The organism is Bifidobacterium pullorum subsp. saeculare (assembly GCF_016899725.1).
GTDB lineage: Bacteria > Actinomycetota > Actinomycetes > Actinomycetales > Bifidobacteriaceae > Bifidobacterium > Bifidobacterium pullorum_C.
In genome coordinates, this window is sequence record NZ_JACLYU010000006.1 from 17568 (window position 1) to 31549 (window position 13982).

The 13982-nt window shown below is 66.1% G+C and carries 5 protein-coding genes; all 5 read right to left on the reverse strand.

The window, feature by feature from the left end; genetic code table 11:
• Positions 1-139: 139 nt before the first annotated feature.
• The 5 genes from H7U32_RS04605 to H7U32_RS04625 all read right to left on the reverse strand — a co-directional run bounded on the left by H7U32_RS04605 (position 140) and on the right by H7U32_RS04625 (position 13957).
• On the reverse strand, positions 140-1294 hold the full coding sequence (locus H7U32_RS04605; RefSeq protein ID WP_204468494.1) for an NADH:flavin oxidoreductase/NADH oxidase: 1155 nt from the start codon (positions 1292-1294) through the stop codon (positions 140-142).
• 69 nt (positions 1295-1363) lie between these two features.
• Entirely contained in the window at positions 1364-3619 is a 2256-nt protein-coding gene (locus tag H7U32_RS04610) for a transglycosylase domain-containing protein (protein WP_204468496.1), read from the reverse strand.
• Between the two features lie 90 nt (positions 3620-3709).
• The gene (locus H7U32_RS04615; RefSeq protein WP_204468590.1) at positions 3710-4429 is read right to left on the reverse strand and encodes a Crp/Fnr family transcriptional regulator; all 720 of its coding nucleotides are present in this window, start codon (positions 4427-4429) and stop codon (positions 3710-3712) included.
• Between the two features lie 113 nt (positions 4430-4542).
• Positions 4543-5733: a lipoate--protein ligase family protein gene (locus tag H7U32_RS04620; RefSeq protein ID WP_204468498.1), complete on the reverse strand. Its 1191-nt coding sequence runs from the start codon at positions 5731-5733 to the stop codon at positions 4543-4545.
• 10 nt (positions 5734-5743) lie between these two features.
• Positions 5744-13957: a cell surface protein gene (locus H7U32_RS04625; protein ID WP_204468500.1), complete on the reverse strand. Its 8214-nt coding sequence runs from the start codon at positions 13955-13957 to the stop codon at positions 5744-5746.
• Positions 13958-13982 lie beyond the last annotated feature (25 nt).

Consider the following 13982-nt stretch of genomic DNA (forward strand, 5'->3'; position numbering starts at 1 on the left):
TCAGGTGATGGACGGGGGGGCGGGGTGCGCTGTTCCCGACCGTAGGCTTGGCCGAACGGCCTTGAGTGTGTCGGGAACAGCGCACCCCGCCCCGCCGGCCGGTCCCGACGCCCAGCGGGCACCGCTCAGTAGGCACCGCTCAGTAGGCGCCGCGCAGATACTGCGGCTGGTACGGCGCCTGGTCCGCGGGAACCCCAAGCTTGTGGGCGGCGCGCAGCGGCCAGTACGGGTCGCGTAGGCCGGCGCGGCCAATCTCCACGGCGTCGGCGCGGCCGTGCACCAGAATCTTCTCCGCCTGTTTCGGCTTGGTAATGAGCCCCACCGCCGTCACCGGCACATCCGCCTTGGAACGCACCTGCATGGAGAACGGCACCTGGTAGCCCGGCTGGACGGGGATCGTCACATTCGGCAGGATGCCGCCGGTGGACACGTCCACCAGGTCGACGCCGGCGGCCTTGAGCCCACGGGCGAGTGCGATGGTCTGGTCGAGGTCCCAGCCGCCGGCGGCCCAGTCGGTGGCGGAGACGCGCACCATAAGCGGCATCTCCTCCGGGATGTTCGCGCGCACGGCGTCCACCACCTCGAAGAGGATGCGGGAGCGGCCGTCCAGGTCGCCGCCGTATTCGTCGGCGCGCTCGTTGGTGAGCGGGTCGAGGAATTCGGAGAGCAGGTAGCCGTGGGCGGCGTGGATCTGGACGGCCTGGAAGCCGGCGGCGACGGCGCGGCGGGCGGCCTGGCCGAAGGCCCAGACGATGCCATGGATCTCGTCGACGGTCAGCTCGCGCGGCGTGGCCAGGTCGCCGAAGGCGATCGGGCTGGGGGCCACGGTGTGCCAGCCGCCGGCCTCGGGCGGCATGGTGGCGCCCTCGTACCCCAGGCCGATGCAGCCGGTGGAGGCCTTGCGCCCGGCGTGGCCGAGCTGGACGGCGGCGGCGCATCCGGTGGCCCTGATGCCGTCCACAATCCAACGCCAGGAGTCGATCATCGAGTCGTCCCACAGGCCCACGTCACGCGGCGAGATGCGCCCCTCCGGGCAGACGGCGGTCGCCTCGGCGATGACCATGCCGTAGCCGCCGACGGCGCGCGAGACGTAATGCTGGTAGTGGAACGGCGTGGGCCGGCCGTCGGAGCCGGCCGAATAGGTGCACATCGGCGGCAGCCAGATGCGGTTGCGGGTGGTCAGGCCGCGCAGGGTGAGGGGCTTGAACAGCGCCGGCGTATGGTCGGCGGCCTGGGAGGCGGCCTTCCCCTTGGTCTTGGTGGTGGACTGCTTCTTCGCCTTGGATGATGTCATCGTCCGTCCTTTCGACGGTTCCTTCTTACCATGCGAAGGTTGCGGGCGGCGAATCCGCCGCCCGCGCGATCACTGCTGTTGCTGCAGCGTGCCGCCGCCCTGGGTGCCGCCACCCTGCGTGGTGGTGCCGGTGCCGCCGTTCTGCCAGCCACGCCGGGTGGACGTGCCGCCGTAGGTGCCGCTGGCTGTGCCGCCCTGCATGTACTGCTGCGCGGGGTTGCCGTAGTTCGGGTCGTCGGGCAGGCCGGCCGCCGCGACGTAGGTGTTCATGAACTCCTTCCACGCCGGGGTGGCGATCATATAGCCGTACCAGGTGCGCGCGTACTGGCCGTTGATGGTCTTGTAGCGGAACTCCACCGGCTGCTCCGCGTTGCCCACCGCCACATATGCTGCGACGCCGTTGGTAAAGCCGCCGGTGAGCATGTACGTCTGCTCGTTGGTGCCGGTCTTGGCGAAGGTCTTGCGGTTGTTGTCCAGCTGAGCGTCCTGCGCGCCGCCGTTGGGAGAGACCACGGCCTGGTTGAGCGCGTACGCGGCGGTCTGCGCCACCTCCGGCGGAATCGCCTGGTGGCAATTCGCGGACGGCACCTGGTACTCCTTGCCGCGGGCATCGGTCATCTTGGTGATGGCGATCGGGGTGCAGGCCACGCCGTTGGCGGCGATCGTGGCGTACACGCTGGCCATCGTCAGCGGGGAGGCCTGCACGGTGCCGATGACCATCGGCGGCTGGAAGGAGTTCGTGTCGTAGATGTCCTCGTGGCCGATCGGCGAGTTGTGGTAGCCCATCGTCTTGGCGGTGTCCGCGATCGCGCACAGGCCGATCTGCGAGGCCATGGCCGCCTGCGTGGTGTTGTGCGAGAGCACCAGGCCCTGCAGCGGGCTTTCCACCGCCACGGTGCCGCCGCCGGAGTTCTGCACCGACCAGCTGCCGTAGAACACGTGACCGTTGCAGTTGAAGCTGCTGTTGCGGTACACCGTGCTCGTGGCCAGGCCCTGGTTGATTGACTTGCCCTGCAGCATCCACGCCACCAGGTTGATCGGCTTCCATGTGGAGCCCACGTTGTAGCCCATGCCGCCGCCGTCCTTCTGGTCCACCGCGTAGTTGATGGCGGTGCGCGTGGAATCCGTCTTGGCGCGGTCGGTGGCGTCGTACGTGCGGTTGAGGCCGAAGCCCAGCACCTCGCCGGTGCCCGGCTTGACCGCGGCGATGGACACCTCGAAGCCGGAGGGGTCCTCCGGGGGGATCGTGTCGCGCGCCGCCTGCATGGCCGCTGCGTTCGCCTTGACGTCCATCGTGGTGTGGATGTCGAGGCCGCCCTCCTTGAGGAGCTTCTCGCGGTCCTCCTGGGTTTTGCCGAACTCCTCCGAGTTGAGGATCTGGCGGGTGGTGTATTCGCAGAAGAACGCCGCGTCGCCGGCGGTCTGGCAGCCGTTGGCGATGGGCTGCACGTTCAGCGTGTCCTTGAGCGGGGTGTCGTGCGCGGTCTGGTATTCCTTCTCGGTGATGTAGCCCTGGCCAAGCATGAGCTGCAGCGTGATGTTGCGCTGCTTCTCCGACTCCTTGAGGTTCGCTTCCTGCGAGGGGTCGTAATGCGCTGGGTTCTTGGTGATGGCCGCGATGGTGGCGGCTTGCACCACGGTCAGGTCCTTGGCGGAGACGTTGAAGTAGCGGTGGGCCGCGGCCTCCACACCGTAGAGATTGTTGGTGCCGAACTGCGCGATGTTGAGGTAGCCCTGCAGGATCTCCATCTTGGAGTACTTCTTCTCCATCTGCACGGCGATGAGCATCTCGCGTACCTTGCGGGCCACCGTCTGCTCGGTGGCGTGGTACTCGGCGATCGGGTCGTCGTCCTCGCGCGCCTGCATGGCCAGCACGTTCTTCACATACTGCTGGGTGAGGGTGGAGCCGCCCTGGGTGTCGCCGCCGGACATATTCGACATGAACGCGCGCATCACGCCCTGCACGTCCACGCCATGGTGCTGGAAGAAGCGGCGGTCCTCACGCGCGACCACCGCGTGCTGCATCGCCACGGAGATGTCCTTGATCGGCACGACCTCGCGGTTGTCGGCGTAGAAGTCGGCGATCTTGGAGCCGTCGGAGGCGTACATCGTGGACTTCTGCGGCATGCTCGTCACGTCGAAGTCGATGCCCTCCACCTTCAGGGTGGGCACCACCACACGGGCCACATGGTTGGCCGCCATCACGGCGGGCACAAAGAACACACTCGCCACGACGCCGCCGCTCACGGCCAGCAGCACGTAGGTGAGCAGCAACGTGAGCACACGTCGCACAGTCAGGGAGTTCTTCTTGGGCATGCGGCCCATACTATCGGGGCGCCTCTACCGCCCCAACCCCCTTGTGCGGCCTCCGGCGACATCGTTCACACAACCGCCACGGTCCGCCCCGCCGCTCCCCTACCGGCGCGAGCGGCGGATGAGCTTGCCCGGCTCGTAGATGATGATGGAGCGGCCCTCGCGCGCGATCCACCCGCGGTTGGCGAAGTCCATGAGCGCCTTGTTCACGGTCTCGCGGCTGGAGCCCACCAGCTGGGCCATCTCCTCCTGGGTCAGGTCATGGGGCACCTTGAGCCCCTGCTCCACCGGCTCGCCGAAGCGCGCGCCCAGATTGAGCAACGTCTTGGCCAGGCGCGCGGGCACGTCCATGAACACCAGGTCGGAGATGCGCTCGTTGTTGGCGCGCATGCGATTGGCGAGCACCTGGAGCATGTCGATGGCCACGCGCGGATGCTGGTCCAGCCAGGCGAACAGGGCGTCGTGCTCCAGCCACACCACGCGCGTGCCCTGGCGCATCGCCACCGCGGAGGCCGTGCGCGGGCCGCCGGACGGGTCGAAGACGGGGATCTCGCCGAGTACCTCGCCGGGCGCGTGGATGGACAGCAGCTGCACACGGCGGTCAATGGCATGGCGCACCAGCTTGACGCGCCCGCGCTCCAGCAGGTACATGCGGTGGTCGGTGTCGCCTTCCTCGAAGATGGTCTCGCCCTTGCCATACGTGGCCTGGCTGAGCGCCGGCAGCAGCTCCTCGGCCTCCACCGGCGACACCTGCTTGAACAGCGCGGTGTGCAGCAGGACGTTGTCGTCCTCCTCGAAGACATTCGGCTTGTCGATGTTCATCCCCACCACCTTGCCGGCCAGCCGCAGCCCGGACCGCCTTGCCATTGCGAAAACCGTCCAGACCACTATACTCCGCCGCCCGCTGCCGGCGCCGGCCGCCGCCCGCGCCGCGCCTACGCGCGGTGGCCGGGCATCGCGGCGAGCAGATGGGCGACGACCTGCCCGCGGGTCAGGTCGGTCTGCCGGCGCAGGGGGTCGACGCGCCGCCGGGCGGAGCGGACGGCCTTGTCGGCGAGCTTCTCCGGGGAGGTGTTGAGCAGACGCGCCATGAGGTCGGCATCGAAATCGTAAGCCAGCGTCGTGTGGTGGAGCGTGGCGCCGCCGGCTGGCCGGCGGGGGTCCGCCTGCGCCGGGGACGATGGCGGCGCCGGGAAGCGCCGTTGCGCCGCCCCGCCGATTTTGCCGAGCGGGGAGGCGATGTCGTTGAGTCCGGAGAAGCCGACGGCGATGCCGAGGTCCGCCAGAGCCCGCACGATGGGCCGGTCGCACAGCCGGTAGGCTGCCCGCGCGTCGAGTCCGCCGACGAACCAGGCCGGCACGTATAGCGAATAGGTGATGGTGTGCTGCGGCCGCACGACCATCGCGCCGCCGCCGGTGCACCGGCGCACGACCGCGAAGCCCTCGGCGCGGGCCGCGGCCTCGTGGACCTCGTCCGGCAGGGATTGGAAGCGCCCGATGACCACGCAGGGCGACGCCCATTCCCACAGGCGTAGCGTCGGCGGCCGCAGTCCGGCGGCCACCTCGCGCGCCCAGCGTTTGTCGAGCGCCATCTGCTCGGCTGGCTCCCGGGGCGCATCATGCACGACGACCAAGTCACGGCCGAGCCGCTCCCACCGCCGCGCGAATTCCGAGTCCTCCCCCACCGCCGCGATGGCGTCGCCGCCGGCCGGGGTGTCCGCCGGCAGGCCGTGCGACGGGTGCGGGTGCTCCGGCTGCGTCCGATGGCCCGTGGCCACTGCCGGGTTGGAGCCGGCGGCGGCCGCGAGCGCCCGCGCATAGGCGGTGTCGATGGCGGCGGCGTCGATGCCGACGAGCCGCACGCCGGGATGCCGGTCGAGGGCCGCCTGCGCCGGCTCCCCTGCCGCCAGTGCGCGCGCGATGTCGGCGAGCAGCGCCGGGGCGTCGTCCGCGGGGTCAACGAAAAAATCGCCGTCCACACGGACGTCCTGGTGGCGGACGTCCGTGTGGACGGCGAAGTCGACTGGGCCGATGGGGCAGGTGCAGGCGGCCGCGCCAATCGCCACGCTCACGGCGACCAGCTTGCCGCCCGGCACCTTATATTCGCCCCTCGCCCAGTCATCCATGCCGTCGAGTCTACGCGGCGGGCTTGGACGGGATGGCGCCGGCAAGGTTTTCCTCGTCCTTCCAGTTCCCATTGGGAATGGCCGTGTAGGGATCCCTCATGCCTTCCTTATACCATGCTTCCAAGCCTTCCACATAGCTGGCATCGGCTGCGATCTTCTGATCCTCCGGGTGGCTTTGTCGAGCCGTCGTGATGAGACCTATCGTCGACAACACTGACTTCGAGCCAGATCGGACGGTGTAGTACACCTCATTTGTCTGCGCGTTCTGAACCTTCAATGTCACGTCCAGTTTGGCATTGAACCAGTGGTTCTTTTCGTCTTTCTTCTCATTCGGATAGCCCTTGATGACCAGGTTGGTCTGGTAGAAGCCATTGCCCAACGGCACGACCTTGAGCTTCTCATCCGAGCCTGCTTTAGGCAATTGCTGACCGCCATACTCCAGCACGATCTTCGCATTCGAGGGATCGACGTTCTCAGGCATAGAGAACCGGAACTCATAGCGCAGATCGGTCTTGCCGTAGTACGTGGCATCCTTTTCTGGATACGACGTTCTGTTCTCAAGACCCTTAAGCGTCTCCATGAGACTTTGATGATTCTTCGCGAAGTCGTTCTTGTCCGAGTCAGCCACATGCACGTAGTGCCACTTGTGCAACGAGTTGCCTACGAACTCACCGCGCAGCTTATTGGTGAACTGGAAGACCGTATTATTCTCGCTGGCGGTGGCACTCGACTCATAGCCGTTTACCGCTTGCTCCTCAGCCGAGTACGTGTAGTAGCGGAACACGTCATCCTGCGGATCATCGCGATCGCCCTTGTCCCAGAAACCGACCGGCAGCTTAACCGTGCCAGTCCACGTGTTCTTCGTCCACTCCGACTCGGCTGCGTCAGCCTTCAGCTCGTACTGCTGATCCAACGGTTCGGGGTTGCCCGGCACCGACGTGGTCGGCTCGCCCGTGCTCTTGTCATAGGCGGTCACATATCGCGTCGCCCCCGCAGCGTCGACGTAGCGCATGAACACGTTATAGCTGATGCTCTCGGGGCGAAGGCCCTTCGCGTCATCATCGTCGACCCACACCTTCTGCACGGTCAGGTTGACATTCGCGCAGCCCTCCGCGCCACACGGATCCTGGCCATCGCCAGGTTCAGGCGTCTGGCCGCCGGAGTTCGGGAAGGTAGGCGTGTTCAGCATGAGCTGCATCTCGGCGGAGTCCACGTAGGCGTTCAGCGGCTCCTCGTCGGCGTCCTCTTTGATGACGGCATCCTCGAGGTCCTGAGGCTCCTTGATCTCCTTGCGATGCTCCACATCGAACCTGACCAAGCCACCATCAGAGACACCGGAGGCAATCGGCGTTTGCCCGTCGATTTCCACCATCATCTGTCCCGCGTCCTCACCAGGTTCGAGGCTACGGTAGATGGCATACGAGTTGTTCTCGGATTCGATGGAGTCGATGTCCAGTCCCGCGTAGGTGCTGTCGTAGTCAGTGCGGCCGGTGAAGGGGCCGACGTTGCCGTGCGTGCCTTTGCCCGAGGTCTGCTCTTCGGACGGCGTGCCCTTGATGGTGTCCGCATAGAGCATCCTGTCATTCGTCAGCAGGCCCTCGCGGTTGTAGCCGACGAAGCCACCGGCGATGCCGTACTTGTCCGTACCTTCGCTGTCCTGGTCAGCGCCGCCGCCGAACACGTCGTATCCCTGCACGATGCCGTTCACCGACGAGTGGTCGATGGCGGTGCGGTTGGCCTTGATGAGGTTAATGGCGATGGTGTCATCCTGGCCTTTGAGCACGTTGCCATCGCCATCGATCTTGAGATCGAAGGACGAGTCGCCGATGCCGACATGCGCCACCTTTTTATCCTCGCTCAGCTGAACGGTGATGAGCAGACCGAGCAGGTTGACGGATGCGACGTTGCCGTCATGCAGCACTTTCAGCTCCAGCAAGCCGGGAATCTGGAGGTGAACAAGGTTCCCCCCCTTCCCCAGCAACCCCTTGGCCAATGCCTCGACAACCTCGAGCACCGGATCGACCAGGTTCGTGTCCACTCCCACGCTGGCCAGATAGGCCTGGGTGGTGCGGCCGACGAAGCCGCCGGCGACCTGCGTGCTCGTCACCTGCTTGAGGTTGGCGACCGTCGAACCGTTGATGCGGGACAGGTCGGCGAGTCCGGCGAATCCGCCGGCATCGACCGTTGCCTCCTCGGTGTTGGTGACGCTCGTGTCGGCACCGGTACGGGGAGCACCCTGGGCCTCCACCGTGTAACCGGCCGCAATGCCCGTGACCATGGAAGCGTCGACATGGGAGCCCCAGATGTCGAGCACACCGGCGTTCAGGCCAAGAAGACCGTCGTCGCTGCCGTCGCCGCCGACGTTCGCGCCGAGGTCGACGGTGCCGCCCTTGGCGAGGTCGCCGGCGAAGCCGCCGGCCTTCGACTCGCCGATCACGCGGCTCAGCGCGGTGACGGTGGAATTGGCGATGCTGCCGTTCTTCACGATGCCGGCGAAGCCGCCGGCCGCGCCGATCGTCTTGTCCGTCTTGCCGCGAGCCACGACGGTCAGGCCGTCCGCCACACCCGTGACGTTGGCGTGATACACGTACGTGCGGAACGCTTCAAGCACGGAAGCCGAGCCCAAGTTGAGCAGACCCTGAAGGATATGCGTGGCCGCAGTGCTCGTGTTGTCGCCCGAGACAATGTCAGCCACGGAGGCGACGGTGGCATTGCCGACGAAGCCGCCGGCCGCCGCATCGCCTTCGACACCGCGCAGACCGATGACCGTAGCACCCGCAGTGCCGTTCTTGTCGCCGATGAGCGCGGACTTGAGCTCGCCCGCGAAGCCACCCGCAAGCCGCGGATACTTCGCTTCCGCGCCGGAGCCATGCGTGCTGCCGACGGTGAAGCCCCACGCCGCGTCAGCTGCGCTCGTCTCGCCATCGACCGCCGAGACAGACGCGTTCTTGATGTCGGTGCGCGTGACCTCAAGTACCTTCAGCAGCTGGGTGTAGTTCTTCTTATCGATCAGCCGGTCGAGCAGTCCCTGCACCAGGCCGGAGCCGGATGCGGAGGTGTCGACGCCGGCCACGGAACCGGAGGTCAGCGAGCCGGCGAAGCCGCCGATCGCATTGAGGCCGTCCACGGAGCGCAGGTTGGTCGCATTCACGCCGGTGGGCTTATCGCTACCGACGGTCTCGTCGCCCCAGAGCTGGGCGCCGATGCCGCGGCCCACGAAGCCGCCGGCATAGCCGACAGGGACCGACTTGCCGGACGCCATGGGATCGCCGGTGGCGGTGACGCGGAGGCCATGCCGATATCCGGCGACCGACGAGGACTTGACCACGGGGACAAAGATCTGCGGCGTAGCCAGCAGACCGTCCAGGTCCAGGTTGGTGTTGCCACCGAACAGTCCCACGGTGCCGATCGATGCCAGGGTTCCCGGCTCCATCCGCCCGGCGAAGCCACCGGCCGACTGCATGGCGGTCACGGTCTTCGTCTTCTCCGCCTGGGCGTTGGTGACAGTTCCGGCCTGCATCAGGCCGACGTAGCCACCCGCGTTGCCGCCGCGGGACAGGTTGGTCTTCTGCTCGTACTCAGTGCGGCCTGCGGCCACATCGTAGCCGTAGTCGATCGAGCTCAGCATCGTCTGGAATGCCTCGTCATTGGTGTACTCGCCCTTGGCGGCGAGGATCGCACCGTAGCCGCCGTACTGGCCGGAGACCTTCACCCAGGAGTTCCATTCGTCCCGGGTGAGGCCATCCAGCGAGCCGACCGTACGGGTGTTCTCCTCCGTCGGGTAGACGGCCTGCAGGGCGCTGAGCACATTGCCTGCCGTGATGAGGCCGCCCAGCAGGGACAGGCTGCCGCCGCTCGCGGTGTCGGCGCTTTCCATGAGGCCGGTGAAGCCGCCGGCGATCTCCTGGCCGTAGACGGTGCGGAGATGCAGGACCTGGGCCATGCGCTGCGGGCCGGTGTATGCGCCGTACTGGTCGTTCTCCTGCTTCCACGACCGCGTGTTCATGCCCCAGATCTGGCCGCCCTCGTTGTGGCCGACATACCCGCCGGCCATGCCGCGCTGGGCGTCGGCGGTGGAAGCGGCCTGGGCACGCACGATGCCGGCGCACGGCACGCTGACCGTTTCACTGTTGCGCACAGTCGGCACGAAGCTCTGCACCAGGGAGAGCAGGCTGTCGATGTTGATGAGCTTCTTGAGCACGCCGCTTTCGCCGGCCACGCTGGCCACGTCGCCGGGCTCCAGCTCGCCGGCATAGCCGCCGGCCGCGACCTGACCAATCACGTGGGTGAAGTGGTAGGCGTTGGAGTCCTGGATATGACCGCCGGAGAGGAGTCCGACGAAGCCGCCGGCATCGCCGATCGCCGCGTTGTCGCTGTCCGTGCCGCTGGCCAGCACCGCATAGCCCGCCGCATTGCCGGTCACGTCCGAATGCTCGACGGTGGAGACCACGACGTTCAGCACGCTGAGCAGGTCGGTGAGGTTGATTTCCTCACCGAGGATGCCCAGGCCATCGCCCACGGACGCCGCCGAGGCGACGTCAAGGTGCCCGGCGAAGCCGCCCGCGGCACGCGAGGCGGTCACCGCGTAGGAGCTCTTCTCCTTGCCGAAATACGAGGTCGCCTTTGCACCGGTCGGATTCTTCGGATCCGTGACGGTGGTATGGCGCAGATGGTCGATCCGGCAGTTCGAGATCTGGACGCCGGCGCCGTAGCCGAGGAAGCCGCCGGCCGAACCGGCATGCGAGTCCTTGGTGCGCTTCGTCGTATCGACGGTGGCGGACACCACCAGACCGCGCTGGGAGGAACGGACCTCGGCGCCGCTGACGCTCGGGACGTACGCCTGGACCAGGCTCACCAGACCGGTGACATTGATGTTCAGGCCAAGGTCGCCCAGCACCGAGATGCCCTTCCCGGCGTCGGCCAGGGCGCCGGAATGCATGGTGCCGGCGAAGCCGCCCGCATACGACGTGCCGGTGACAGTGTCGATGCCGGTCACGGCCTCATGGCGGGTCGCGGTGCTGGTGCCGCCGGCGGACGTGTAGGAGGCGTCGCCGAACGTCACGGTGCCGCTGGCGAGCTCACCCGCCCAGCCGCCGGCCGTGTCCGCGGTGACGGCCCCCTTGAGGCCGCCGTCCTTGTCCGTGCCGTCGTCGTCCAGGAAGGCGACGTCCGCGTTCCTGTAGGACGGCAGCAGATAGGTGACGGCGCCAAGCAGACCGTCGATGGAGACGGGCCCCTGGTCCTTCTGCAGCAGTTCCTTGATGTCGGCCTTGCTACCGACGTCCGCCAGTCCCGCCGTGGAGGATTCGCCGACGAAGCCGCCGGCCTTGCCGTCTTCCGTATTCGCGCTGACCGTGAGCAGGTTGGTCACGTGCGCGTTCGAGATCTTGGCGGCGCCGCCGAGAGCGATGAAGCCGCCGGCCCGGTGCGCATGCGTGTCGGTCTTGTCGCCCTTCGCGGTGACCTTGAGACCATGGGAGGCGGTTCCGCTCACCGTGGCGACGTCGATCGTGGTCAACGTGGCCTCGCCAAGGGACAGAAGATTGTTCACCTTCACTACTCCAAGGCCGAGCAGGTCGAGGCCCTTGGTGCCGACGACTGCTCCGGTGTCGGTGGTGCCGACGAAGCCGCCCGCATAGTTGCTTGCGGTCACGGCCCCAAGATTGCTGACGGTGACGTTCTGGGTCTTGGCGCCGATGGCGAGTCCAACCGCGCCGCCCGCCAGGTCACCCTCGGCGGTGATGGTCGCACCGGAATCAACGCCCGTCACCGTGGCACCGGCAAGCGTAGGAGACAGCAGCTGGTCAAGACCGACCACGCCGTCCAGCAGACCGCCGCCGTTGGCGACTTGCAGCATGCCGACCAGACCACCGGCGTGGTCCGTGGTCGTCTGTACCGAGGACAGTCCGGTGACGGACACGTTCTGATCCGTGGGGGTCAGGTCGGCCTGCAGCTGCAGACGCGCGACAAGCGTTGCCGGCACCTTCGTGTTCCAGTAACGATCCCCCTGCTGGTCGTCCTTGCCAGGAGCAACGGCGAGGGTGTTCGCGATAAGCGTGCCCTTGCCCTGGCCGAGCAGACCGCCGGCGTTGGATTTGCCGGACGTCACCTTCAGGTTCCCTGCCTGCACCTGGGTGCCAAGCATCACGGTCTCCCTGACACCGGCCAGGGACAGCAGCGGGTCGCGGTTCCCCTGATCCGGACCACTCAGGATGTCGTTAAGCAGGTTGTTGAGTCCGCCGAGCAGCGATCCTGATCCGTCGGATGGGTCGCGGTCGCTCTTGCCGAGGTCCATAGCCCATCCCAGGGACGCCACTCCGGCGAATCCACCGGCGTTGTCGCCGCCTGAGGCGATGGATGCGTTGCCTGTGACGGTGACCGTGTCGTTGACCATATATGCCTGAGCCAGGCCTCCGGCGAAACCACCGGCGTTGTATTCCGCGGTGCTTACCGTCAGGGCTCCCACATTAACCTTAGAGTCATAGATAATGCTCTGTGTCGCGTAGGACATGAGGCCAAGATCGACGATCTTATCCAGGTTGAGCGTGCCTTGCACGATGCCGTCGCGCACCACGCCGGCAAAACCACCGGCATATTTTTCGGCCTTCACCGTCACGGAGTCACCCGTGACCGAGGAACCGCTGACGGCGGTGGCGACGAGTGCTCCCGCGAAGCCACCGGCGTATTGTCCGCTCTCGTTGCCGATGACCGTATTCGCATTGAGCTTCACGGAGGAGTTGGTGATGACGGGGGCCTTGTACCCGATGGGGAACAGCTGCGAGACCTTGATGAGATTGTGGTCCAGCAGAATCGTGACCAGGTCACCGAGCCCTAGCCCGGGAATGATGTTCAGCAACTCCGAGATGATTTCGGCGATATCCGTAAGGCCTTTGCTGGTAGGATCGTATTGCACGACGCCGCTGGTGTAACCGACGAATCCGCCGGTCATATTGCCTTTCGCATGATCGATTGCCGCGCCATCGACCTCGATGCCCGAAATGGTGACGTCACCGACGATACGTCCTGCGAACGAACCCGTCGCAAGCGTGGAGGGGTCATTGTTCTGCAGCGTCAGAAGATCCGTCAGCAGCTGACTGATATCCAGCTTGATGCCCAGAAAACCCAGAATGAAGTCAAGCACCTCTCCCAGGGCACCACTCACCAACGCCGTAAGATCGGTGATAAGGCTCTCGTCCTTTTTGATTCCGGTCGAGGTGTTGCTCACCTGGACGTCGGACATCCGCAGGTTCTTGACCGCAGCCGGCGTGGTGGGCTGGCCCATGTCATTGCGTTGGCTGGTCACCGTCGCGAAGAATCCGACGCCGGAACGTTGCCGGACGTCCAGCTGGCCTTTCTGGTTGACGCGGACATGGGAGATGGTCGGCTTCGCCGTGGCGGTGAGCGTACCGTTGGCGTCCCAGAGCGTGCTTGTACCTTCGGCCTTCGCACCGATCATGGTGCCCGAGAACATGAGCGGCGTCCAATCCTTGCCGTTCAGGTCAATGTCGCGGAAAATGATGTAGTTTGCCGTGGTGGAATATGTTGGAAGGTTGTCCAAATCGACTGTCTTATCAATCTGGCCGTCCTGACCGCTGCCATACAACCGCCATCTTCTAGGAAAGTCTCCTTGCTGTTTGATCTCTCCTTTCAGAGACTCATCCGGCTTCAAATCCGCATCTCCGGCATACTCGAGCTTGACAGAATCATCATGGTCCTGCCAATGGCCGCTCCAGGTCTGTTGGACTGCCCATAGCTTGCCGATGACCTTCTTATCCGTGCCAATCGCGCGCAGCTGCTGCTCGTTGCCGATGAGGATATACGTCTTGCCGTCGATCTCCTTGGTGACCTGGCCGACGTAGTCGCGGCCGTCAAGGCCCTGCGGGTCCGTGGCGGCCTGGGTCTGCGGCTCGGCGGCGGCCTGGTCCTCGGCTTTGGCGTCGTTGCCGGACGCCGAAGACTTGTCGCCGTTGATCTGGCCGGCGATGCCCTGCGGGGTGTCGGCGGAGAAGTCGGCGGCAAGCACCACGTGGGCGGCGGAGCCGTAGGTGACGGTCTTGCCGTTCGCGTCGAGCACCACCGTGCCCATGCCGAAGGTGGCGGCGGAGGCGTCCTGGCTCATCACCGGCTGTTCGGCGGCATCGGCGCGCCCCAGCATCGCCAGCTGATACGGATTGTGGATGGTGAGGGTGCCGGTGGCGGCGTCGTACAGCGGCGCGCTGGACATGCCCTCGAAGCGCCCGGAGAATCCG